Annotated in this window: 18 protein-coding genes and 1 pseudogene; 8 read left to right on the top strand and 11 right to left on the bottom strand. The window is 64.7% G+C overall.

Annotation, left to right across the window (positions count from 1 at the left end; all coding sequences use genetic code 11):
* Positions 1-700: 700 nt before the first annotated feature.
* Complete coding sequence (locus tag FMM79_RS07530) at positions 701-1300, top strand: sugar transferase (protein ID WP_205466548.1); 600 nt, start codon at positions 701-703, stop codon at positions 1298-1300.
* Positions 1301-1692: 392 nt separating this feature from the next.
* On the opposite strand, the gene FMM79_RS07525 is transcribed toward FMM79_RS07530, so the two are convergent.
* From FMM79_RS07525 to FMM79_RS07510, 4 genes are read right to left on the bottom strand one after another with little or no spacing between them, the layout of a single operon-like run.
* Positions 1693-2898: a glycosyltransferase gene (locus FMM79_RS07525; RefSeq protein ID WP_148626907.1), complete on the bottom strand. Its 1206-nt coding sequence runs from the start codon at positions 2896-2898 to the stop codon at positions 1693-1695.
* Between the two features lie 2 nt (positions 2899-2900).
* Positions 2901-3635 (bottom strand): HAD family hydrolase, encoded by a 735-nt coding sequence (locus FMM79_RS07520; RefSeq protein WP_148626906.1) that lies wholly within the window; start codon positions 3633-3635, stop codon positions 2901-2903.
* The gene (locus FMM79_RS07515; RefSeq protein WP_162528461.1) at positions 3632-4780 is read right to left on the bottom strand and encodes a glycosyltransferase family 4 protein; all 1149 of its coding nucleotides are present in this window, start codon (positions 4778-4780) and stop codon (positions 3632-3634) included. Before FMM79_RS07515 ends, FMM79_RS07520 begins: the two co-directional genes overlap by 4 nt.
* Before the next feature lie 49 nt (positions 4781-4829).
* Positions 4830-5711 carry a glycoside hydrolase family 16 protein gene (locus FMM79_RS07510; protein ID WP_205466545.1) on the bottom strand — a complete coding sequence of 294 codons (882 nt, stop codon included), beginning with the start codon at positions 5709-5711 and terminating at the stop codon, positions 4830-4832.
* A gap of 301 nt (positions 5712-6012) precedes the next feature.
* On the opposite strand from FMM79_RS07510, the gene FMM79_RS07505 reads away from it, so the two are divergent.
* Positions 6013-7206 carry an acyltransferase gene (locus FMM79_RS07505; RefSeq protein WP_148626904.1) on the top strand — a complete coding sequence of 398 codons (1194 nt, stop codon included), beginning with the start codon at positions 6013-6015 and terminating at the stop codon, positions 7204-7206.
* A 111-nt stretch (positions 7207-7317) separates the two neighbouring features.
* On the opposite strand, the gene FMM79_RS07500 is transcribed toward FMM79_RS07505, so the two are convergent.
* Positions 7318-8010 carry a bifunctional 2-polyprenyl-6-hydroxyphenol methylase/3-demethylubiquinol 3-O-methyltransferase UbiG gene (locus FMM79_RS07500; RefSeq protein ID WP_148626903.1) on the bottom strand — a complete coding sequence of 231 codons (693 nt, stop codon included), beginning with the start codon at positions 8008-8010 and terminating at the stop codon, positions 7318-7320.
* 274 nt (positions 8011-8284) lie between these two features.
* On the opposite strand from FMM79_RS07500, the gene FMM79_RS07495 reads away from it, so the two are divergent.
* Both FMM79_RS07495 and FMM79_RS07490 read left to right on the top strand, forming a co-directional pair.
* A complete protein-coding gene (locus tag FMM79_RS07495) occupies positions 8285-9379 on the top strand; it encodes a glycosyltransferase (RefSeq protein WP_148626902.1) in 1095 nt (364 codons plus the stop codon).
* Between the two features lie 18 nt (positions 9380-9397).
* A complete protein-coding gene (locus FMM79_RS07490; protein WP_148626901.1) occupies positions 9398-10861 on the top strand; it encodes a hypothetical protein in 1464 nt (487 codons plus the stop codon).
* Between the two features lie 37 nt (positions 10862-10898).
* Here FMM79_RS07490 and FMM79_RS07485 read toward each other — a convergent pair whose 3' ends face one another.
* Entirely contained in the window at positions 10899-12053 is a 1155-nt protein-coding gene (locus tag FMM79_RS07485; protein WP_148626900.1) for a glycosyltransferase family 1 protein, read from the bottom strand.
* Positions 12053-12946, bottom strand: coding sequence for a glycosyltransferase family 2 protein (locus FMM79_RS07480; RefSeq protein ID WP_148626899.1), 894 nt, complete (start codon positions 12944-12946; stop codon positions 12053-12055). The genes FMM79_RS07485 and FMM79_RS07480 overlap by 1 nt, the downstream gene beginning before the upstream one ends.
* 180 nt (positions 12947-13126) lie before the next feature.
* On the opposite strand from FMM79_RS07480, the gene FMM79_RS07475 reads away from it, so the two are divergent.
* The gene (locus tag FMM79_RS07475; RefSeq protein ID WP_148626898.1) at positions 13127-14128 is read left to right on the top strand and encodes a glycosyltransferase family 2 protein; all 1002 of its coding nucleotides are present in this window, start codon (positions 13127-13129) and stop codon (positions 14126-14128) included.
* Here the strand turns inward: FMM79_RS07475 and FMM79_RS07470 are convergent.
* The 4 genes from FMM79_RS07470 to FMM79_RS07455 all read right to left on the bottom strand — a co-directional run bounded on the left by FMM79_RS07470 (position 14120) and on the right by FMM79_RS07455 (position 20468).
* Positions 14120-15670: a lipopolysaccharide biosynthesis protein gene (locus tag FMM79_RS07470; protein ID WP_162528460.1), complete on the bottom strand. Its 1551-nt coding sequence runs from the start codon at positions 15668-15670 to the stop codon at positions 14120-14122. The genes FMM79_RS07475 and FMM79_RS07470 overlap by 9 nt on opposite strands.
* Positions 15663-16769 (bottom strand): glycosyltransferase, encoded by a 1107-nt coding sequence (locus FMM79_RS07465; protein WP_148626896.1) that lies wholly within the window; start codon positions 16767-16769, stop codon positions 15663-15665. Before FMM79_RS07465 ends, FMM79_RS07470 begins: the two co-directional genes overlap by 8 nt.
* A gap of 90 nt (positions 16770-16859) precedes the next feature.
* Positions 16860-19085 carry a Wzz/FepE/Etk N-terminal domain-containing protein gene (locus tag FMM79_RS07460; RefSeq protein WP_148626895.1) on the bottom strand — a complete coding sequence of 742 codons (2226 nt, stop codon included), beginning with the start codon at positions 19083-19085 and terminating at the stop codon, positions 16860-16862.
* A 96-nt stretch (positions 19086-19181) separates the two neighbouring features.
* Complete coding sequence (locus FMM79_RS07455) at positions 19182-20468, bottom strand: outer membrane beta-barrel protein (protein ID WP_148626894.1); 1287 nt, start codon at positions 20466-20468, stop codon at positions 19182-19184.
* A gap of 335 nt (positions 20469-20803) precedes the next feature.
* On the opposite strand from FMM79_RS07455, the gene FMM79_RS07450 reads away from it, so the two are divergent.
* The 3 genes and pseudogenes from FMM79_RS07450 to FMM79_RS07440 form a co-directional block, all read left to right on the top strand.
* A complete protein-coding gene (locus FMM79_RS07450; protein ID WP_162528459.1) occupies positions 20804-21397 on the top strand; it encodes a polysaccharide biosynthesis/export family protein in 594 nt (197 codons plus the stop codon).
* Between the two features lie 88 nt (positions 21398-21485).
* Positions 21486-22202, top strand: coding sequence for a hypothetical protein (locus FMM79_RS07445; protein ID WP_148626892.1), 717 nt, complete (start codon positions 21486-21488; stop codon positions 22200-22202).
* Between the two features lie 106 nt (positions 22203-22308).
* A pseudogene (locus FMM79_RS07440) lies at positions 22309-23105 on the top strand (IS3 family transposase); the annotation flags it as partial.

The following is a 23105-nucleotide window of genomic DNA, read 5'->3' as shown; positions in this document are numbered from 1 at the left end:
GGCAGACCCGGGGAACAAGCTGTCCGTCTATCGTGGCGACCACCCCAAAGCGCCGTGTTTGGCGGCGTGCTTCGCTGCGGTGAGAGGCCCTCTAAGCGGACCCCGCGATTCGGTCAAACCCTTTTTTTCAGTTTTTTGAATCTTTCGTACGCCCCCTTCGGAGCCCCCCCGCCCCTCTATGCGGGTCTGCTACCGCGATCAGGGAAAAGAACCCTTCGGATCGAGCAAATGAGGCTCGCCCCACTCCCGCCTGGAATGCACGCGCGAAGACCGCACCCCGGCACCTCTGACACGCCAGCGTAGGTCCACCATGCATTCCATTGAGGCGAATGCGCAGCTTGAATAGACAGCGAGACAAAGCAAATATAGTTTGAAATTTTAATTAAATAATATTTGGAAGCATGAATTAAATATATATAGTTTCTGAAATATAGCCGCATCTTGATTTTATTTCTACTTGACGAAACTACCACCGGTCATATTCTTAGCGGATAGTTAATAGCGTTTTGAGCTTCGCGTGTGATGGCAGGAGGGTGGGAAGATGCGTGCACAGACGAAATGGAACGGGCCGGATGAGGTCGGTGTCATGTCTGCAACGCCTGCGCCGGCGTCCCACTGCGAGAATAATGTCCAGACACCTGGGCAGGGTCTCGGTGCTGCTGACGAAACCAGCGATCTCCAAGCGATCAAGCTGTGCGCCATGAAACGCTCTTTCGATATACTTTTTGCGGTGGGCCTGATCATCATCTTCCTCCCGCTGTTCGCGCTGCTGTGCCTCGCGGTGAAGCTGTCGAGCCCAGGACCGGTGATCTTCGCCCAACACCGCATCGGCAAGGATGGCCGCCTGTTCCTATGTTACAAGCTGCGCTCAATGGTCACCGATGCAGACGTGCAGCTCGCCCGCTTGCTGGCGGAGGATCCGGCGGCGCGCGCGGAATGGGTGCGCGACCAGAAGTTGCGCAACGATCCGCGCATCACCCCTGTTGGCGGTTTCCTGCGTTCCTCGAGCCTCGACGAGTTGCCCCAGCTCTGGAACATTCTGAAGGGAGACATGTCCGTGGTGGGCCCACGCCCTATCGTTGAAGCCGAAGCCGTGCGCTATGGCGACCACTTCGCCCACTACTGCGCCCTGCGTCCGGGACTGACCGGGCTGTGGCAGGTAAGCGGGCGAAACGATGTCAGCTACGCGGAGCGTGTCCGGCTCGATGTTCGCTATGTCGAGGACCGCAGTTTCCTGGGAGACCTGAGCATCTGCCTTCAAACCATCCCGATGATGATGAGCGCAAAAGGGTGCTACTAACCCCGTTCCGCACTCAGGGGGCCTTGTGAGTGATCACAGGGCCTGAAAGATCACCCCCCATAGCCCGAGGCTCACCAGTGCGGCAGCGAACCACCCCCACGGCTTGATCCGCGCCTTCCCGGTTCCAGACATCAAACCCGGTGCGACGCGCGGCGCGCCCTGTTGCCCCTGGCCCTGCCGTTCCTGGCCAGGGTGTTGTTGGTCATGCCGTCCTTGATCGCCACTCATGTGCCCAACGCGTAGTAGCAGCTCGTGGCCAGTCCATCACCGCGATGGGGCCTGACGACACTGCCCCACGAGGGGTAATCGAATCGCACCCGCGCGACAACCAGCGGCTTGGACGCGCGATGGACGTAAGACCCTCTGCACGGAGGGCGGCGCTCTAGCCGCGTTCAGGCGCGGCGGGCAGTGGACCAGCGCTTGAGGAAACGCAGGCTGTGCGCCGCTTCGAGCAGCGCCAGCCCAAACCGTCCTGTCTGGCGATAGCGCTGCACGACGGCCCCTTCGCGCCAGAGGCTGGAGGTGATCGCCCCGCCCTCGGGGAACTGGTGGACCGCTTCGATCCGACCAAAGTCGCGGGCACGCGGCGACAGGGAGAGAACCGCAAGGTCCTCGTGGCCAGGCCAGATGATCGCCTGGCGCAGCCGTTCCCATGCTTCTTCGGCTGCGGTTTCGATATCGGGCAGCTGTTCGGACGAGAGGCCGCTCAGGTAGGTGAGAACGCCCGTGAACAACCCCTGCCTGTCCTCTCCGATCCGATCCTGCCAGCCCGGCTCCTCGAGATTGGAGCGCGGCACCGGCTCGTTGGAGAAGGACTTCACGCTGGTCAGGTCCGGCTCCAGCACGGACTCGATAAGGTGCCAGAAGCGCAACACGCAGGTGCGCGCATTCCAGGGACAGTAGCCATCCTGCTCGACGCTAAGACCCACCGTCACATCGAAATGGGGCGTGGCGAAGCGCTTGTAGTTGCTGCGCGCAAACTGCGCCGCGAACCACTGCACATGGGGTACGCCCTCCTGGAGCAGGCGGACCGTACTTCCATAAAGGCCGGTATCACACAGGATCACACGCCCGCGTCCTTGGCTGACCTGGGCCAGGTGGCGACGAAACGCGCCGTCGAGACGCGCCACGACCTGACGCACCAGGCGCCCCGATTCGCCTTCGAGCAAGCCGACGAAGGCGCCCGCCTCGAACGGGTGATGCCATTCCGGCCCGAGCCGGATCGAAGGGTCCTGGGTAAGGGCCAGGACAACCTCGGCCGTGGTCTGGCCTTCGAATTCACGGCCCAACTCATCGATCAGCGCGGGCCCCGGCGCCGCGAGACCGGTGCGCGCGGCAACCAGCCGCGAGATCATCAGATCGGCATGGGGCAAGGGCGCGGACAGGCCACTCGCCGCCAGGAACGCCTCGTAGATCTGCCGCAGACGCAGACCTCCGCGCGCGCAGAAGAGCAAGCACGTGTCGTGCTTATCCGGCATGTAATACTGGAAGGTCCAGAGGCGCTGCGCGAACTCGGCGAAGATTGGCCCCAAGACCTCGCAACCGAAACATTCGGCTGCGAGGTCGCTGCGGGGAAACAGGGGAAGGGCAAAGTTCATGATCAGCGTTCCGGCATCTTGCGGGCCAGCCGCGCGCGCGCGGCATCGAGACGGCGCTCGAGAATGACGAGCCGCGGGGGAAAGATCCGATGGGGGCGAAGCCCGGCGCTGCGGGCCATCCGCTCATCGGCCTGCGCATCATCGCCAATGTGCAGGAAAGCACCGGCAGGCACGTCCTCGGCGTCGGCGACCTTCGGGAAGATGGCGGCGGTGCGCTTGCTCGCGCCTAGGTCCGCACTGGTATAAACCTTCGCAATGGGGTGCCCTTCGGCCAGGTCGTCAAGCAGGCCGCGAATGGTCGCAGCGGTGTGCCAGGTGTCGCTCACCGCGATGATCCGGATGCCCTCGGAGGCGCGCCGGGTCAGCCAGGTCAGCAGCGAGGTGTTGGACGCGAGCTGCGTGCGCTCGACCTCGATCTCCGCGCGCGCGAAAACCTGCGCCTCGGCTGGGCCGAACCCGAGCGAAAGCGCCATGCCCTGAACCAGCGCATCGAAGGTCACCTCGCCTGTCGGATCGGCCATATCGAGCGCGCGGTAGGCAAGATGCTGGACGTTGCGGCGCGCGCGCCACAGCGCTTCCTTGCTCACCAGAAGGCCGCGCTCACGAAGGAGCATGGCCGCGGCTCGCTCGGCGACGTGACGCACCCGCCCCGGCTCGGCCGTGGCATTGCGCCGAAGCAGGGTGTCGAAGACATCGCACGAGATTACGCGAATGCCTTCCAGATCGATGCCCTTCATCCTCGTCCTCCTCCCGTTTCCGCAACCTCATCCCGGGGCAAGGCGCGCCGCGGGCGCACCGTGGGCTCCCGCTCCTCGGCCTCCCGCAGCCCCGGCGGCAGCGTTTCGCGGTAGACCGCCAGAGTCTCTTGCGACATGCGCCGCACTGAAATCTCCGCGATGTTCTCGCGCGCGGCACTCGAGAGCGTCTCGCGCAGACGCTCATCGCCGAGGAGGCGCGTTATCTCGCGCGCCAGCGCATCGCTGTCCGCCGGGGGCACCAGCACCCCGCGCTGGCCATGGCCGAGCGCGGCCGGGATCCCGTCGACGGCACTGGCGATGATAGGATTGCCCATCTCGCGCGCCTCGAAGATGACGAGCGGGCAGGGATCGCGCAGCGAGGCAAGTACGAAGATGTCCGCGCTGGCGAGCACATCGCGCGGATCGTCACGGTAGCCCATGAAATGAATATGATGCCCGCTGCCCGACGCCTCCGCCCGCGCCTCGAATTCAGCCTGTTCGGGTCCGCCGCCCACAAGGTAGAGATGCGCGCCGGGATAGCGCTTACGCACCATGGCAAAGCCATCGATCAGGTAATCGACCCCCTTGCGCGAATGGAGGCCGCAGACCGTCACGATCGCGGGATGCAGCAGCGAAACCGGCGCGCCGAAGAACACGGGGCGGCGTACCCCCCCGACCGTGCCATTGGTGACTGTGCGCAACTTGGCTCGGGGAATGCCGCGTGCGTGCATGTCCTTGCCCACCGCCTCGCTAACGGTGATCACCCGGTCGCCCACGCGCATGAGGTTGGCCTGTTCATCGAAGGAATTGTGGACCGTCGTGACCAGCCCGAAGCGCTGCCACAGACGCACGATGCGGGCGGAAAGCGCGGCGTAGACCATGTGTGCGTTGACCACGTCGGGCTTGATCCGGCGTACCGTGCGCCAGAACCGCCAGGCCATGATTCCGAGCTTGAGGGGGCCCTTGGAGTCGCCGAACTGGATGACCTTCACCCCGTTGCGCACAAGCAGGGCATCGAGGTCGCCATAGCCGCTGACGACATAGACATCGTGCCCGGCATTCACCTGGTCGCAGGCCAGGTCGACCGCGACGGCGACATGCCCGTTCCCCAGGCACATATGATTGAGATAGTGGACTATGCGCATGCAACGCCTCGCCAACCGAGGAGAAAATCGAGCTGTTGGTGAAGCCCCGTCATGATCCCGCCTCGTCCTTGGCGCGGTACACGCGAACATAGTCGACCAGCATGCGCGAGGGGCTCTTCATGCCCTCGATCGGCCAGCCGCCGCCCGCGGCCAGGTTCACCATCGGGAACATCGGCTGCAGGTATTCCGCGCGTGTCGGCTCGGTCGCGACGACCTCGCGGTCGAGATAGAAGGTGACGAAATCGCGATCGATCGCGACCCCGAAGGTGTGGAATTCCTGCTCCAGGGCATGGGCCGGAACGTCGACACGATAGGTTTCGCCTGCCTGCGACTTTCCGTCCTGCCAGACATGCGTGGTCGCCAGATAGGCGTCGGGGAACTGGCCGTAGTACTCGAGCACGTCGATCTCGGGATTGGGCCTATCCCCGTGCGCATTCGAACCCAACCAGAAGGCCGGCCATACCCCCGGTCCGCCGGGCAGGCGCGCGCGCATCTCGAAATAGCCCCCGGACTGGAGAAACCCGCGCGAGGCGCTGTCGGCGGCCGAGAGCAGACCCGATTCCCAGCGCCCGTCGCGCTCGCGCATCTCGATGGTGAGGATCCCCGCCTTGACTTGGAAGGGCCCATCCGGCTGCGGATCGCGGAACACCGCATCCCCGAAATCCCCGGCCCAGGGCGTATGCGCGATCCAGCGCGTTCCCGGCCCCCAGGCGGAGACGTCGAGCTTGTCGAAATTCTCCTCGAACGTGAGCGTGAACCGCTCGATCGCGAGTGCCTCTCCCAACTGCGGCGCAGCGCCTGCGGCCACTTCGCCGCGCCCTGCTCCTGTAACGAGAAACGCACCGATGATCAGAACGGCAAGCCCCCCCAGGCCGATTCGGCGATGCCGCACCCCACGCACAGGGGCGACTTTGGGAAGCACCTCCATCATGCCCCCGTGCACAGCGCATGCGCCATCCGCCGAAAGTTTGGCCAAATTATAAAAGAACGATCCCAAGACACCAGACTCTCCCAACAGCTCAAGACCCTGGAATTAATTTACGCTCGATTTCTATAATTGCAAATACATTAAATATACATCATTTAATATACTTCAAAAATTAGCGCAGCAGCAAAATTACTAATAGACAAAATAGACAATTAATACTCAATAAATAACCACTACGACTTTTGGGCGCTTGGGACTGGCGTCGAAAACAAGCGAATTCGCGGCAAGCACTGGAGACGAGATCATGATGCTGAGTGAACAACTGGCCGTGACACTCGGGCGTCCGGCGGGATTCGATTATTTGCGCATCGGGCTCGCCGCGATGATCGTGGTCTGGCACACCGCGATCACCTCCTACGGGACCGAGACCCAGACCGCGCTCGCGTTGGGCCCCAGCCGCCCGATCTGGGCCGCGATCCTGCCGATGTTTTTCGCGCTCAGCGGGTTTCTGGTGTCGGGAAGCCTGGAGCGCTCGCGCACACTGATCAGTTTCCTGGGCCTTCGCGTCCTGCGCATCTTTCCCGCGCTGGCGGTCGAGTCGCTGATCGCCATGCTGGTGATCGGCCCGCTCTTCACCTCCTATGCGCTTGACCTCTACTTCACCGATCCGGTGTTCCAGCGCTACGCGCTCAACATGCTGGGCATCGTGCAGTACGACCTGCCCGGCGTCTTCCTTGCAAACCCGGCGACACAGGTGAACGCGCAGCTCTGGACCCTGCCCTTCGAGCTCAAATGCTACATCGCGATCGCACTATTCTACATCTTCCAGATGTACCGCGTGCCCGTGCTGTTCGTGTTCGGCTGTATCGCCCTCCAGATCGCGGCGAGCGCCTGGATCGTTCTCGATCCCCAGCAGGACGAGGGGATCCTGCGCGGCCCCGTGCTGGTGCTCGCCTTCCTCTACGGCTCCTTGCTCTACCGCCTGCGCGACCGCCTCCCCTGGAGCCGGGCGCTGTGCCTCGCGGCCGCGCTCGTCAGCCTGGTCCTGCTCTACATGCCGCTCGCCAATTCGCTCGCCGCGCTGCCGTTGGCCTATGTCACGGTCCATCTTGGTCTCACCAATCCCCCGCGCTCCTCGCTGGTGTCGAGCGGGGACTATTCCTATGGCATCTTTCTCTACGGCTTCCCGATCCAGCAGGCGGTCTCGGCCACACTGCCCGACCTACGCGTCTGGTGGGTGAACCTGTTTGTCGCCACGCCGATCATCTGCCTCGTGGCCTACGGTTCCTGGCACCTCATCGAGAAGAAGGTGCTGCGCGCGCGTGGGTATCTCACCCGTTTCGAGGACTGGTGCCTTCCTCACCACGACCGCATCGCGGGCTTCTATGGCCGCACCATCACGGCGAGCCTGCAGAGCCGCTGGGTCCCGCGCCGCCTGCAGCAGACCAGCCTCGTGCGCGCGCTGTGCGAGACGGGCCGCCTGGTACCCGCCGAGTGACCCTTGCACGAACGGCGTGATCAGGCCCCTTCCGCCCGGATCACGCCGCTGCCCTGCTCCCAACGAGGGAAAGGCTCCTGGCACGGGCTACGTGCCGAGGGCCTTTTTGGTTCACTCGGCGAGGACGAGCAGCGAGTAGCCCCCCACCACGCGCACCGCGAGATCGGGCGAAAGCGCGTAGAGCAGGCGGCGCGGAAGCTTCATCAGGCGGCTGAGGAGTGCCTGGTCGGGCAATTCCAGCCGGCTCGCGGTGTAGCGCCAGTCGACGATCTTGTAGCCGCAGTCATCGAGCGCGCGCAGCGCCAGGTCCTTGAAGAAGTAGTGAATATGGCCAAGATCGCGCCGCTGGTTGAGGATCGGCGAGACCCGCACGAGCGACTGCACGGACAAATCGAGCGGGATGTGCAGCACTTTGTAGCGCCCGATCGGCTTCAGGCTCTTCATGAAGGCCATATAGTCGTCGACATGCTCGATCACGTCGATGAGCATGAGCACATCGAAATCAGGATCTTGCGCCTTGGTGATGTCCCCAAAGTAGAACTGCGTGCGCTCGGTCCCACGCGTGTTGGCAACCGAGAAGGCCTGGGGCGAGATTTCGTAACCGCTCAGCCGGGCCTCGGGCAGCATTTCCTCGAGATTGAGGAGAATGCCCCCCACCCCGCAACCGACCTCGCACAATTTCGCGTGCGCAATGCCGTTGTCGAGGAGGATGTTCCTGATGCGCTTGGCCTTCCACGGCGAGTCCGCCTCGTGCCAGGCCGGATTGTTCTCGAAGTAGGTTCCATCCTGGTACATCGTGTTCATGGGGCCCCCTTGGCTGTTGTCCCGCACCTGCCCGCCTCACTCCTTCCCAAACCGGGAAGAGAACTGCGCGCACGCCTTAGTTCACTCACCACAGCAATACACATCACCCCAATTGTCAATAAATATAGATAGGATCGAGGCATCCATAAATCATAATATAGAAATTAAATGACTTCCCAGATTATACCTCTCCATATATATTTATTACTGCATGGAATAATATCCTCGGGGGCGCTCAGTGCGAACAGCAATCATTCATTATTGGCTTGTCGGCATGCGGGGCGGCGAACGCGTTCTCGAACACATTTGCGACATGTTCCCCGAGGCCGATATCTTCACGCATGTCGTCGACCCGGCAAAACTCTCTGACAAGCTGCGTGCGCGCCGGATCGAGACCACCTTCATAGCGCGCCTGCCGGGCGCTCGCACCCACTACCAGAAGTACCTGCCGCTCATGCCGCGTGCCCTGGAAGCGCTGGACCTCACCGACTACGATCTGGTCATTTCCAGCGAGGCGGGTCCGGCCAAGGGCGTCATCACCCGGCCCGATGCCACCCACGTGACCTACTGCCACTCGCCCATGCGCTACATCTGGGACCAGTACCACCAGTACCGCAGCACCGGCGGGCTGGGCGCGCGGATCTCGATGCCGCTGTTCGCGCCTGCCCTGCGCACCTGGGATATCGCCAGCGCCGCGCGCAGCGATCTTATCATGGCAAACAGTGCCTATATCCGCGCGCGCATCGGCAAGTTTTGGGGACGCGATGCCCGTGTCGTCCATCCGCCGGTCGACACCGCGCTGTTCACCCCGTGCGACAGCCACGACGAGGAATTTCTCTGGGTGGGCCAGCTTGTCTCCTACAAGCGCCCCGACCTCGCGGTCGATGCCTTCTCGGCCAGCGGGCGCAAGCTCCACGTCGTGGGCGATGGGCCCATGTTCGAGGAGCTGCGCGCGCGCGCCGCGCCCAACGTGCGCTTTACGCGCCGTCTCGATTTCACTGCGCTACGCACCGCCTACGCCCGCGCCCGCGCACTGGTCTTCACGGGCGAGGAGGACTTCGGCATGATCCCGGTCGAAGTCATGGCCTCGGGCCGCCCGGTCATCGCCTATGGCCGGGGCGGCGCGCTCGAAACCGTAGTCGAGGGCGAAACCGGGCTCTTTTTCCGCGAGAACTCAGCCCCTGCGCTCAACGCCGCGCTTGCCCGCTTCGAGAGCTGGGAGGCCGACTTCGTCCCCGAGGCCGCAGTGCGCCAGGCCCGCCGCTTCAGCCCCGAGGTGTTCCGCACGCGCTTTCTCGAAACCGTCGAGCGCGCCCAGACGCTAGTGCATCGCCCCCATCCCGCGGTCCCCCAGGCGCTTTCGACCTGAGCCCGCCAGGAAGCACGCATGATCCTCACGCACATCGGCCTTGTCATCGCGATCATCGGGATATTCCTCATGTTTCGCGGCGGGATGATGGACATGCTGCTGCTGGTCATGGCCTGCACCCTCCTCGGCGGATCGGCAGCGGCCCAACTTCCCGCGCTCGGCGGATCGTCGGTGCCGCCCGCCCCCTTTGCGCTGCTCTTTGCGCTGGCCCGCATGACGCTCCCCAACAGCCGGCGCTGGCGCGAGGCACGCGGTGCGATCCGGGCCAATGCCTGGCTCGCCATCTACGCGCTCTATGGCCTGCTGGCCGCGGCCATGGCGCCAAGCTTCTTTCGCGATAGCATCCAGGTCGCGGCCATGCGCGCGACGGGCCCCACCCGCTCGCTCTTCGACACCGTCCCGCTGGCACCCTCGCCGCAAAACGTGACGGTCACGGTCTACCTCCTCGGCACGGTCTGCGCCGGCATCGTCGCCTACCTTGCCATGCAGGAGGAGGGGGCCGGACGGCGCTTCGTGAAAATGGGCGTCATCATGGCCTGGATCCACGTGACGCTTGGCATACTGGCCGCGGTTCTCAAGGGCACACCCTTCGATCTCCTCGTCGATGCCCTGCGCAACGCCAACTACACCCAGACCGATCAGACCGCTTACGGCATGGTCCGCCTGACGGGGATCTTCACAGAACCCTCGGCCTACGTCGGCTTTGCCTTCGGCTGGTTCGTGTTCCTGCTCGAATGCTGGCTGCGCGACATCCTCTCGCGCCGCGTCGGGCCCGCCGCCCTGGCGCTGGCGCTGGTCCTGTTCTTCTCGACCTCCTCGACGGCGTACCTGGGCCTTGGCAGCTACGGGATCATCTTGGGCTTGCGCCTGCTGCTGGCCCCCCAGCACCTCAATGCGCGCAAGGGCCTGACGCTGGCGGGTGCCGCGCTGGCGCTGCTGATTGCGGTCTGTGCGCTCGCCTTCCTTTGGCCTGCCTTCATCGACCAGATGAGCACGATCCTGCGCCGCGCGACGATCGACAAGCAGGATACCGAATCCGGCATCCAGCGTGCCTTCTGGGCGCGCATCGGAATCGACGCTTTCTTCGCCTCCTATGGCATCGGCATCGGCCCGGGCAGCTTCCGCTCCTCCAGCTTCTTGACCGCGATGCTCGGCTCCACGGGGCTGATCGGCAGCCTCGCCTTTCTTGCCCACCTGGCGCGGGCGTTCCGCCCCTTGCGTCTCTCGACTTACTGCGGGCCGCGCGTAGGGCGCCAGTTCGGCGAAAACACGATGATCGGGGCGGCCGGTGGCTGGGCGGCGCTGTGCGTGCTTATTCCCGCTGCGATCGTCTCGCCGACCTGCGATCCGGGCGGGGATTTCGCGGTCTTCGCCGCAGTTTCGCTGGCGCTGCGCAGCCTTCCACTGCCATGGCCGGAAGCGGTCGCACAGCGCCCGTCCGTGGCCATTTGGCGCCGTTCCGCGCCTGCCCATTGCGATTAAAGATGCGACCGCCCGCCAGACCACCGGCGGCGCGAAATCAGGAGGCGAAGCCAAGAGCACGCACGATGATGCGCGCCTGATTCTCCCAGCTGAAGATCTGCGAACGCGCCTGCCCGCGCTGAGACAGACGGCGCGCCAGCACCGGATCGCCGAGCACCTCGCGCACCCGGGCCACCAGGCTCGCCGCATCGAGCGGGTTGCAATAGAGCGCAGCTCCCCCACACCGTTCGCGCAGCACTGGCAGGTCCGAGACCACGACCGGACAGCCCAGCCGCATCGCCTCGCTCGGCGGAAGGCCAGAGGCTTCGTAGAGTGAGGGGTACATGAGGCAGGCCGCCTCGTTGTAGAGGCGGGTCAGCTGCGCGTTGTCGACGAAGCCGGTAAAGCGCACCCTGGCGCGGACATCGGGCGAGAGGCCCTCAAGCCATTCCTCGCAGCGCGCATTCGGCCGACCGACCAACCGGACCTCCACTCCATCGCCCGCCAGAACCTCGGCGGCGGCAAAGACGCGGCCCACGTTCTTGCGTTCGGAAAAGCCCCCCACGTGCAGCACGTAAGGTGTCGCTGCGGTGTCCAAGGTCGGACGGGGAAGCGCGGGTTCGTCATTCATCCAACTGCCGTTGGGCGCAACCACCAGTTGCTCCGGACGTCCGCCGTGGGCCGCGCGGATGGTCTCGGCCTCGGTGTGTGAGACGGTGATGAGCGGGCGCGCGCGGCGCACGAGAAAATGACCTACCACCTCGTGAACGAGGCGATAGGCCAGACTGTAGTCCCCCTTGAAGGTGCGGAAGGACTGGTCGTGCAGCATGACCGCCACCGGCGCGCCCGCGATCAGGCTGCGCAAGGGCGCAAGGTTGCCCAGGCACAGCAGGTGCGCATCTCCGACATGGCGTGGAAGAGTCACCTGCTCCCAGTAATGCCCCGTCCTGCCCGCCAGATGCTGCGTGGCGATGCAGGTGAGGTTCAGCGAGCCGAACTCGGTTTCAGCCGGTGCCACCAGCCGCGCGCGAAGCCCCGGAAATTCGCCGCACACAAGCAAGCGCTCAAGCGCCAGCACGAATTCGCGCGCAACGCGCTGAACGCCGGTGGCCGGCTGACACAGAAAGCGCCCGTTGATGACGAGTTCGCCCGCAGCCTGTTCATTCTGGCCTCCGCGCGACGCATGGCCGCCTACCGCAACCGGGCCGTGCATCACAGGTCAAGCGCGCGCATGGGATCAACGCGCCCGCGCGCAACATCCCACAAGGCCACCCAGTTGCCAACCACGCGCCCGCGCCGGTCGATCCAGGGTTCGGGCCGCGCGGAGCGAACGTGGTTGGCGATCACGTTGCGGCTCGCCATGCCCAGCGCCTTGCGCCACTTCATGCTCCCCTTGCGCAGGAGGTAAAGCGGATTGACGATCTGCGAATACCCCAGCCGCCGCCCGCTGCCGCGCCCGCCCTTGATGCCCTGATGCACGCCGGCAAAGGCATCGGTGCGGCCCAGAGGGCGCCCTCTGGCGACTCGTACCGCAAAGTCGACATCCTCCTGCCACGCATAGAGCGGAAGGTTCTCGTCGAATTCCTCCCCATCGATCACCCTGGCACGGTAGGCCATGTTGCAGCCATAGAGCCCCTCCCAGGGCTCCAGCGATGGCCTTTCCGGGAAGGCCCGGCCCTGCTCGTAGCGCTCGACGAGCGCGCGGGCCTCCTCGTACTCGATCCCGCGCGTGCAGATCCCGTCACCCAGCATCGTGCCGGTAAGACCAACCACCTCGGGCATGATTTCAAAGGCGCGCACGATATCAGCGAGGCAGCTTGCAGTCGGCACGTAGTCGTCATCGAAAAAGACGACATATTCCGGGTCGCTGGAAATATGCGCAAGGCCGCGATTGCGCTGCCGGGTCAATCCCACCGGACACTCCAGAATCGAGAAGCCCGGCGTGACGCTGCCCAGATCGTATCCCGCGGGGAGGTCTGCCTGCGAGGTGACCGCCCAGATCATTTCGCACGGCTTGAGGGTCTGCCTGGCGATGTGCTCCACCCAGCGCCCCAATTCCTGCGGCCGGTTCACACTCGCAATAACGACGACAATTCCTTTCGCCATAGCCTTCCCCTTACTGTCGGGCCATAGAACCAAAACAGACTTATATTGCAATACTAAATTTTAAATTCTAATTTATCTTTACTTAAGCCCTTAATACAATACACCATATAAATACAATTATTGCGAATATCGACAAATACCGGTTTCAGCTAATATTCCGAATACGCATCTGGAGACCGTATGGAAGCGTCCCTGCGTTTCAGCGTCATCATCGCCAACTATAACTACGGTCGGTTCGTGGCCCGGGCGATCGAGAGTGCACTCGGGCTCGACTGGCCCGAGGTGGAGGTGATCGTCATCGACGACGGCTCCAGCGACGATTCGCGCAGCGTCATCTCCGCTTATGGCGCGCGCGTTCGCACGGTCTTTCAGCACAATGCTGGGCAGGTTAGCGCCAACAACGCCGGCTTCGCGCTCGCCAACGGCGATGTTGTCGTGTTCCTCGATGCCGATGACGTCCTCGAACCCGGGCTCGCACGCGAGGTGGCCGCCATCTGGCATGAGGGGATCAGCAAGGTCCAGGTGCAGATGCAGAAGGTGGACGAGAACGAACAGCCGCTCCCTGCGCTGTTGCCCCACATCCGCCAGCCGCCCCGCGCGTGCGACATCCGCGCCTGGGCCCACCACACCAACGAATACCCCTCGCCGCCGGGCTCCGGAAATGCCTATGCCCGCAGCTTCCTCGCGCGGATCTTCCCGCTCGATGCGAGCCGCGACAGCTCGACCGATACCACCTGCATCGCGATGGCCCCTTTCCTGGGCGAAGTCGTCACGATCGTCAAACCGCTCGTGCGCTACCGCATCCACGGCGCCAACGATTCCAACATGCTGGCCAATGTCAGCCACTTTGCCCGTGAGGTCGAACGCGCGCGCAAGCGCCTCAAGGCCACGCAGGATGCCTGCGAGATGGAGGGCATGACGCCGCCGGGAAGCGCGGCTCTGCGCCGCGCGAACCACCTCCTTCAGCTGCGCGCCGCCTCGCTCCGGCTCCAACCCGCCAGCCACCCGATGCCCGAAGATACGCGCCTGTGCATCCTCCTCGATGCCGTCCGCCTGCCGTTCCAGCGCAGCTTCGAGCCGCTCGTGCGACGCCTTGCCATCGCCGGGTACTCGGCCCTCCTCGCAACCCTGCCGATGGCCGCAGTGCGCCCGTTGATCAGACTGCGCTTTTCCTCACGCTGAGCGCTGCTCGGCGCAGGGTCCACGCAGCCTTGCGAGCACGCGCACGAGCACGCGGTCATAGGCCATGCTCTCGATCCCTGCAGGCCGCCCGGCCTGGTGCCAGGTCAGGGCCAGAATCAGGGCATAGGCCGCCATCCCGATCCCCGCGACCAGGCCGATTCCGAGCGCCAGCTCCAGCCCGGCAAGGTCCGCGAGCAGCGGACTCAGCGCATAGAGCACCGCCACGAGACCGCCGCTCGCAAGGACCGTGCGCCAGGTCGCCAGAAGCTGGTGCTGCACCGACACCCCGATCAGGCGGCGCGTCATCACCATGACGAGCAACGCAGTGCTGAACGCGGAGATCGCGCGGGCGACAACCGCCCCTTCGATGCCGTACCAGACCGCGCCCACCACCATCAGCGGCACCTTGAAAACGAGTTCGGCTGCGCGTTGGCCAAGCAGGCCCTGCGGCCGGTTCAGGGCCATCGCCAGCGAGGAATAGGGCGCGGTCAGAAGCGGCGGGACAAGGGTGAGCGAAAGCCATTGCAGCACCGGGATCGCCCCCAGCCACTTGTCGCCCAGCGCGAGCGCGACGGCGGGCTGGGCCAACATGCACAGGCCCAGAAGCACCGGCGCACCGATGGCCAGCACGGCATTCGAGGCCTGGACATAGGCCGTGGCCAGACGCGCGCGCTGGTCCGCGATGAGCGCGAAGACAGAAAGAAGCGGACGCACGATCGGACGGATCAGGGCTTGCTCGGGCACGTAGGACAGATCGTTGGCAACCGAGTAGATACCCAGCTGCGCCGGAGTGACGAACCGGCCCAGGATGAGGCGGTCGCACTGCCAGTTGATCGCGGCCAGCAGCTGCGCGCCTGTCGTCCACCCCAGGAAGTCGGCGAAGAGCGGCCACTCGGCTAGCGAGATCCGGGGCCGGTAAGGCGCCAGCGCATAGGAGGCAAGAATCCAGATGGTGGGCGTCGCCACGATGCCCACCATCAGAGCGCGATAGTCACGCAGCCACCAGGCCGCCGCCACCGAGCAGACCAGCGAGCCTGTCTTGCACACCAGTTCGGCCGCAATCTCGCGCCGGTACTTGAGCTCGCGCGCGTAGAGCACCAGCCCGGGACTGCCCATGCCCCGCAAGCCCGGCGCCACGCCCAGAGCCAGGATCATCCAGACGAGCGTGTCGTTGCGGTAGAAATGGGCAAAGGGCACCGCGCTCGCCCAGACCGCCAGCGTCAGTGCCCCGCCCCGCAGCGCGCTCAGCGTGAAGGCGGTATCGAGGTGGCGCTGTGAAATCGCCTGGCGCGCGATCAGCACCTGCGTTATCGGCAATTCGAACACGGCCTCGACAATCGTGACCAGCGTCATTGCGATCGCGATGACGCCGAAGTCCTCCGGCGTCAGAAGCTGGGCGAGGACCAGAAGGCTCAGGAACTCGACGAACTTGGTAAAGAGGCGCCCGCCGATCAGCCAGGCTGCGCTGCCCGCGGTCCGCCCGCCCAGAGCCTCTCCCCCCGCCGGCACCCGCACCGACGCTGCGGTCTTCGCATCAGCCACGCACCACGTCTCCCCGCCAGGCCAGCCCTTCGAGCATGGCCGCGTGCTGGGCGACCACGTTGTCGAGGCGGAAGAAAGCGGCGGCCTCGCGCCGCACCGATTCTTCGGCCCGCGACCGCGCGCGGGCCGCAAAGCCAGCCATGGCTGCCGCCAGGGCGCCCACATCCTCGGCAGGCACGACCTCCCCCTTCTCGGGCATGTCGATGAGATCGGTCGGGCCGAAATCGCAGTCGGTGGCAATAACCGGAAGCCCGGCCGACATGGCCTCGACGATGGCGACGCCAAAGCCTTCCCAGCGCGAGGCGCTGACGAAGCATTCCGCCTCGGCCAGTTCGGCCGCCGGATAGGCGATCTTGCCAGCCAGGCGCACCTTGCACGCCAGCCCCAGCCGTCCGATCTGCGCAGAAAGGGCGTCCTGCTCCTCGCCATCCCCCACGATGGTGAGGTGCGCATCAATTCCTTGCGCAATCAGCTGCGCAAAGGCCTCGATCAGGACATCGTGCCCTTTCTGGCGTGCAAGGCGCCCGATGGTGAGGAATCTCACCGGCCCGCCGGACCCTGCCGTGCGTACGACCTCGCCAAACTGCCGGACCGGGTTGGGCAGATAGTCCGCCACGTCCGCGTGTCCGGTGCGTGAGGCCAGGTAGCGCGCCAGTGCGGGGGATACGGCAATGACCTTGTCCATGCGTGGCACCAGCAGGTTGAACAGCGAAAAGGCGAGCCGCGCGCGCCGCGAGGTCGTCCCTTCCACCTTGGGATTTCCATGCAGGTGCATGACGAAGCGCGTTTTGCCCCGGGCCAGGCGGTGCAGCATCCAAACCAGCACGGTGGGCTCGAACTGGGCGATGACGACCACGTCGTAGCGGTCCCGGCCCAGCTGGCGCGCGACTTTCCTGGGAAAGGCGCGCAAGCTACCCACCTGCTCGAAGAGAACCTCGTAGGGCAGGCTCTCGGGCAGTTCGACATAGCGGTGGCAATAGAGCACGCTGACCTCGATCCGTCTGCGATAGCGCCTGGCGAGACCGCAGGCGAGATCGTGGACGACCCGCTCCATCCCGGCGAAATGCGTCGATGGCGGCACGACATAAAGAACTTTCACCTCAGCGCTTACCCCCCTTGCAAACCTTGCACACCCGATCGATCCGGCATCCGGACCGCTCCTGCCCCGTGCCCCATCTTGCCCGTTTTCTCAGGCGTAATATTTCCGGTATTGCTCGTAGTAGAAGCTCGCATCGCCGTAGCCGAACTTCGCCTGCTTGCGCAGGTCCACCTGGCTGAGGACAGCCCCCGCCACCCGTACCCGACCTTCAGGCAGGAGCCGCAGCGCCGCGCGGATCGCGTGGTCGGCGGTGGCCCGCCACCGCGCAACCATGACCACCCCGTCGACCTGCATCGCCAGCGTACGGGTATAGGTGATCGGCAAGACCGGCGGGGCATCGAGCAGAACAAGGTCGAAGGCATCGCCGAGCCGGGCCAGCAAGGGGCCCATCTCCCCATTGCCGAGCAGGTCCTCCAGCCCGTGTGCCTCGCCCACGATCGGCAGGACACAGACCCCGTGCCGCGAGTCCAGAACCAGCGCTTCCTCGAATGTCGCCTCCCCGCGCAACACCTCAAGCAGGCCCACCTGCGGAAGCTCGCCTGAAAGCGCGCGGGTCGCTCCGCGCTGGCGCACGTCGACATCGACCACCACCGCGCGCTCCCCGGCCAGCGCCGCCACCCGGGCCAGCCCCGCCGAAATCGTGGTCTTGCCCTCGCGCGGGAGCGCAGACGTGATCAGCACCAGGTTGCGCGTGTTCCCCAGCGCATGGTTGATGGAGGCGCGCAGACCCCGGAAGGCCTCAGCGTAGCCCGACATCGGCGCGTTGGCGATGGCCTCTATCGGATTGTCCTCGCCGGGCAGGATGCTGCCCACCTGCGGCACGCTTTCAAGGCAGCGCAGGGACAGCTTGTGCTCGACATCCGAGGCCGTCGAAAGGCCGGTGTAGAGCATCTCGCGCGCAAGGCCGATTACCACGCCCACACCCAGTCCCACGACCAGCGCCAACCCAAGGTTCAGGAGGGGCCGGGGCGAAACCTGCGTCTCGGGCAGATCGGCGTAGGAGATGACACGCGCATCGGGCCGCTCGGTCCCCTGGCTGGCCACAGTCTTCTTGTACTGGGCCAGGTAGCTGTCGTAGAGTTCCTGCGAGGCTTCGGCCCGGCGCGTGAGATCGGTCAGCGCGACCATCGCCCGGTTGTTCGAGGCGAGCGCCCCCTTGGCCGAGCCGAGCGAGCCCTGCAGCGAGGAAAGCCGCCCCGAGGAGACCTGCACCTTGGCTTCAAGATTGGAGATGATGCGCTTGATTTCCGAGGCGATCTGCGCATCGATCATGTCGAGTTCGGACCGCGCGCTCTGGAGAGCGGGATAGCCCGGACCGAACTGCGCCTCGAGCGCGGCGACGCGGCCTGCGACTTCGGCGCGCTTGGAGCGCAGCGAACTCACCACCCCGGAATTGAGCGCCTCGCCCACATCGTCCCCGGCCGAGCCCCGGCGCAGCTGCGCGCGAGCGGTGGCGAGTTGCGCCCGGTCGGCCGCCGCGGAGGCCCGCGCGGAGGCCACTTCCTGATTGTAGCTGGATATCTCCTGCTCGGAAAGCGAGGCTCCGGTCGTACTCAAGAGGTTGTTGGCGATGCGGTACTGCTGCACCCGTGCCATGTCGTCGAGCGCCTGCTGGCGCAGTTGCTCGAGCCGTTCGGACAGGAAACCGGCAGCCTGCGCGCCGCTCGCCCGCTTTTGGTTGAGGTAGAACTGCGAATACTGCGTGGCGTACTCGTTGGCGATCGCCTGGGCGTCGCGAGGATCGGCCTCGGTGACGGCAATGGAAAAGGCGTGGGTGGTGCCGATACGCTCGACCTCGAGGGCGGCCTGGAGACGCTCGGCGATGTCTTGCAGGCGTTCCTCATCTGCGGGGCTAGCCGCCTCCTCCTCGCCCAGCCCCACCAGTGCTTTCAGCCGACTACGCAGACCCGTGCCGGATCCGGGCGCGAAATTCGGGTTGGTATCGAGCTTGAGCGCCCGCGCCACGCCGAGCGCCAGTTCGCGCGAGCGAATCACCTCGACCTCGGTGTCGACCTGGTCGGAATCGGGTGGCAGTGTGCCCGCCTCGTCACCGCGCGGAGTGGTCGGCTCTTCCAGCGAATTAAGCACGACGCGCGCACTGGCTGTGTACCGGGGGGTCTGCAACGTCGTCACCAGCGCCGCGAGCACCACGAAGACTGCGGCCACGACCAAGATAACGGTCAACTGGCGCCGCAAGGCGAAGTAGATCGCCCGAAGGTCGAGGCGGTCCTCGGGCGGAGCGGCCATGGCCGGAAAGGCCTGGGCCAGGTCGGTCTGGAGCTGGCTGCCGCGATGGACGACAAGGGAATTGTTCATGACAGCCTCACATTCCTGCGCATTGCAATTGAGGGAAGGTCACAGCGCCAGCGGGCGCCTCCCTCCCGCTCGGAGCTTGCCGGTCCACCGGCACCATCAGAATTTCACCCGCAGGCTCACCAAAGCGGTCGATCCCGTGAAGGGCCGGCCCTCGAGCCCACGGCTCGACTGGTCGCGGTGGCTGAACCCCAGCCCCACTTCGAACCTGCCCCCCAAGAGCCAACGGGCATTCGCCCCGATGCGGAACTGACGATCCCGTCGATCCGACCCGAAGTAATCATAGTACAGATACGATGTATTCGCGGAAACTACTAAATTACGAAGCAATTCATAATCCACATCGAAAGATATACTGTCCTGAATGACACCCGGTTGATTGAAGAAGGGGCTCGCCTCCAGCGTTCGCGCCCCGTTCAACTTGACTGTGACAAGCGTGGTGACATTCCAGACGAGCCGCCCAGAATAGGTCATGCCCGAAACCGTACCTGAGGCAGGCTCGTCGTAGTCCTGCGACAGGTAGCCGACCGTCACCTCGCCGCCGAGCAACTCGCTGAAGCCGAAGGCGAGACCGCCCGACAGCGCATAGCCTTGCGAATCCTGGCTGATGGCCCCGAAATCCTGCCGGTAGTTCTGCCAGTTGTAACGCCCCTGCGCGAAGACCCGTAGGGCCGGGCCAAGCCGCAAGGACGCCCGCCCGCCCAGCGTCGTCGCGGTGCGGTCGCGGTAGTTCTGGAGGACATCGAGCCCCTCGAGCCGGACAGTGCGGTAGTCGAAGCGTTCCGCCCCACCGGCGAGCGACACGGTCAGTTTGGTGAGAGCCACGGAAAGCCCGGCCCGGCCCGTGAGCCGCGAATAGGTATTCGGCGCGCCGATCACCGCGTCGCCCAGCGTGCCCGCCATTTCGGTCAGCAGGCCATAGCCCCCGGAGAGATCGAGGCGCACCGGCCCGAATGCCTTGTGACCCGCCGCCTCAAGGCTGTACTGCTCGTTGTTCTGAACCGTGAGATCGGCGTAGCGGGTGAAGGTAGCCTGCCCCTTCACCGAGAGCCCGGCATCGGGCCTGCGTTCGACCAGTTCGAAGCCCGGCTCGAAGGTTGCCTTGGCATCGCCGCGCGGATCGGGGGCGATATTGAAGACGTTGTCGTCGTATTCGATCCGCAGATCAGCCCTGGGATAGAAGCGGAAGCCGCCCAGCGGCAGTCCCGGCGCTTCGTAGGCCGCCTTGGAGCGCGCGCCGACCGAGCTCGCGAGGGCTTCGTCTGCAAGGCTCGTTCCCGCTTCCTGCGCCCGCGCGCAATTCGCCCCCACGCCCAGAGCAAGACAGACCGCAAGGGGACCCCAGTGCGCAGCAGCACCACGCGCAGGTCTACGCGCAGGGGGCATGCGCTCGGCTCCCGGCAATCCCTATGGACACGAATACCCCCAAACTGCCCCTTCAACCGGAGCCCAAGAGACGCACCGACACATACGAATAGAAACAGAAAATCTAATTTGGATATGTCTTACGCCACACCAACAAGTCAACTTGTGATTTTGTTTATATTATGACATCTCCATAATGGAACAATATTTATAATACTTAGTGATGAGCTGTACTAATATCTTATTATGTGTCACGCATTGAATGCGCCGGGGTGGCGCGTTTATTTCAGGGGTGTACGCGTCGGGCTGGCCCGGCACGTGGAAACGGCCCCGCCAGACGACAGGGAGGCCGTCCTTTGCCGCGCTCGATTGGAAAACTCCGCCTGGTCATGGCGCTCGTCCTGGCCGGAACCGCGCCAGCCCTGCAGGCCCGCGACGCCGCCAGCCACGCTGTGCTGCCCGGTCAGGGCACCACGGCGCAAGGTGAAGTCTATCGCCTTGGCCCCGGTGACAAGCTGCGGATCACCGTCTTCAACGTGGAGTCGATTACCGGCGAATACACAGTCAGTTCGGGCGGCCAGGTCGCCGTCCCCTTGCTCGGAGCCGTCCGTGCCGAAGGCGCGACCACGCAGCAGCTGGCCGACGCGATCCGCACCGGGCTCGAGGGGACCTATGTGAAGGACCCGCGCATTACCGTAGAAGTCCTGGCCTACCGCCCATTCTACATCCTGGGCGAAGTGAACCAGCCCGGCGAATTCGCCTACAAGCCCAACCTGACCCTGGAGCAGGCGGTCGCCACGGCCGGCGGTTATACCTACCGCGCCGCGCGCAAGAAGGCTTATCTACGCCGCGCAGGCAAGGACGAGCAGGTCGTCAAGTTCGGCCGCGAGAAGGGGGTCATCTACGTCCACCCGGGCGACACCATCCGCATCGGCGAACGCTACCTCTAGTACGCCAGCGCGCGGCCACGGACCTTGTGCCCGTGCGCCATGTTCTCCTCTGGCGAAATAAGGATAGCTTCCCATTCTGGCACCGTCCATGCGCCGCACGCTCGCCGAGCTCGCCCCTGCCGACCTGGCCGCCACCATCGAAGCCGATGGCTTTGCGATGGTGGCCGATTTCGTCCCGGAAGCCGACCTTGCGGCAGCCCGGCGTTTCACAGAAGCAGGCATGGCGGCCAGCACCACGGGCTATTTTGGCGTGGGCGATGGAGGGGCGCTGGGCGGCACATTCCTGGAAGCATTGCGCGAGTCGCCGGAATTCCGGAGCCTGTGCCGCCGGGTCTGCACTCTTGCCACGGGGCGCGAGGCCGCCGAAACCGGCTTCTACCAGATCCTGCGCGCCCTCGAAGGCCAGGACCAGGCGCGCCACGCCCTTCGCTTTCACTACGATTCCTATGTCCTGACCGCCCTCATCCCGATTCTCATTCCCAGCGGGGGCGAAGGACGGCTCATTCTTGGTCGGCAGCGGCGCCCCTTGCGGCGCAGCTACGCCGCCAATCTGCTCGACAAGCTGCAGGTCGACAATGCGCGCGCGCAGCAGCGCTTTGCCCGGCGCTACGCAGGCGGCGCGTGCGAATTCGATCGGCTCGTCCTGGAGCCGGGCAACCTCTATTTCTTTTGGGGCTACCGCACGCTGCACACCAACGAACCGTCCCCCGCCGGCACAATCCGCGCGACCGCAGTCTACCACTACCACGACCCGCACGCCTACGCTCCGCTCAAGCGCCTGCTGCGCCGCGTGCGCAGCTCCTGAGCGGCCGGACCGCCCCGTACAGAGGTGGCCTGGAGAATCTGCACACTGAGATAATTGGATTTTCTGCCTGAGAGCAGCCAGATGGGCTGCGAGACAGGAGCAGAGAATGAGCAGACGACCCCGGCGCAACCACAGCCCGGCATTCAAGGCGAAGGTGGCGCTTGCCGCGATCAAGGGTGAGAAGACGCTGGCAGAGCTGGCGCACGACTATGATCTGCATCCCAACCAGATCACGACGTGGCGCACGCAGTTGCTCGAAGGGGCGGCGGGCGTGTTCGGCTCGGAGAAGGCATCTGACGAACCGGCCGTCGACGTGAAGACGCTTCACGCCAAGATCGGCGAGCTGACGTTGGCCAATGATTTTTTGGAAGGCGCGCTCGGCAAGGCAGGTCTGTTGCCGAGCGCAAGGCGATGATCGATCGAACGCACACCTTTCCCGTGAAGCGGCAGGCGAAGGAACTGGGGATCAGCCGGAGCCGTGTCTATTATTTGCCGCGGCCGGTTTCGTCCGAAGATCTTGCGATCATGCGTCGCATCGACGCGCTGCATCTGGAGTTTCCGTTCGCAGGCAGCCGGATGATGCGCGACTTTCTTCGTCAGGAGGGCATCACGATCGGCCGCTGCCATGTCGCGAGCCTGATGAAGAAGATGGCGATCGAGGCCGTCTATCGCCGTCCCAGCACTTCCAGGCCGGCGCCAGGGCACAAGATCTACCCCTATCTCCTGCGCAAGCTTCCGATGGTGAGGCCCAATCAGGTCTGGGCGACAGATATCAGCTACATTCCCATGGCCCGGGGCTTCGTCTATCTTGTCGCTATCGTCGACTGGTTCAGCCGCAAGGTCCTCAGCCACCGGATTTCGATTACGCTGGACGCCGACTTCTGCGTGGAAGCGCTCGAGGAA

The sequence above is a fragment of the Novosphingobium sp. BW1 genome (genome assembly GCF_008107685.1).
Lineage (GTDB): Bacteria > Pseudomonadota > Alphaproteobacteria > Sphingomonadales > Sphingomonadaceae > Novosphingobium.
This window is presented reverse-complemented; position numbering and strand designations above follow the sequence as displayed.

What these genes read in the sequence shown, in the direction of transcription:
- FMM79_RS07495 (WP_148626902.1), top strand. Translation starts at nt 8,285, where the DNA reads ATGCGGGGCGGCGAACGCGTTCTCGAACACATTTGCGACATGTTCCCC.
- FMM79_RS07510 (WP_205466545.1), bottom strand. Translation starts at nt 5,711, where the DNA reads ATGATGGAGGTGCTTCCCAAAGTCGCCCCTGTGCGTGGGGTGCGGCAT.
- FMM79_RS07475 (WP_148626898.1), top strand. Translation starts at nt 13,127, where the DNA reads ATGGAAGCGTCCCTGCGTTTCAGCGTCATCATCGCCAACTATAACTAC.
- FMM79_RS07520 (WP_148626906.1), bottom strand. Translation starts at nt 3,635, where the DNA reads ATGAAGGGCATCGATCTGGAAGGCATTCGCGTAATCTCGTGCGATGTC.
- FMM79_RS07480 (WP_148626899.1), bottom strand. Translation starts at nt 12,946, where the DNA reads ATGGCGAAAGGAATTGTCGTCGTTATTGCGAGTGTGAACCGGCCGCAG.
- FMM79_RS07490 (WP_148626901.1), top strand. Translation starts at nt 9,398, where the DNA reads ATGATCCTCACGCACATCGGCCTTGTCATCGCGATCATCGGGATATTC.
- FMM79_RS07515 (WP_162528461.1), bottom strand. Translation starts at nt 4,780, where the DNA reads ATGCGCATAGTCCACTATCTCAATCATATGTGCCTGGGGAACGGGCAT.
- FMM79_RS07500 (WP_148626903.1), bottom strand. Translation starts at nt 8,010, where the DNA reads ATGAACACGATGTACCAGGATGGAACCTACTTCGAGAACAATCCGGCC.
- FMM79_RS07460 (WP_148626895.1), bottom strand. Translation starts at nt 19,085, where the DNA reads ATGAACAATTCCCTTGTCGTCCATCGCGGCAGCCAGCTCCAGACCGAC.
- FMM79_RS07530 (WP_205466548.1), top strand. Translation starts at nt 701, where the DNA reads ATGAAACGCTCTTTCGATATACTTTTTGCGGTGGGCCTGATCATCATC.
- FMM79_RS07485 (WP_148626900.1), bottom strand. Translation starts at nt 12,053, where the DNA reads ATGCACGGCCCGGTTGCGGTAGGCGGCCATGCGTCGCGCGGAGGCCAG.
- FMM79_RS07445 (WP_148626892.1), top strand. Translation starts at nt 21,486, where the DNA reads ATGCGCCGCACGCTCGCCGAGCTCGCCCCTGCCGACCTGGCCGCCACC.
- FMM79_RS07525 (WP_148626907.1), bottom strand. Translation starts at nt 2,898, where the DNA reads ATGAACTTTGCCCTTCCCCTGTTTCCCCGCAGCGACCTCGCAGCCGAA.
- FMM79_RS07455 (WP_148626894.1), bottom strand. Translation starts at nt 20,468, where the DNA reads ATGCCCCCTGCGCGTAGACCTGCGCGTGGTGCTGCTGCGCACTGGGGT.
- FMM79_RS07505 (WP_148626904.1), top strand. Translation starts at nt 6,013, where the DNA reads ATGATGCTGAGTGAACAACTGGCCGTGACACTCGGGCGTCCGGCGGGA.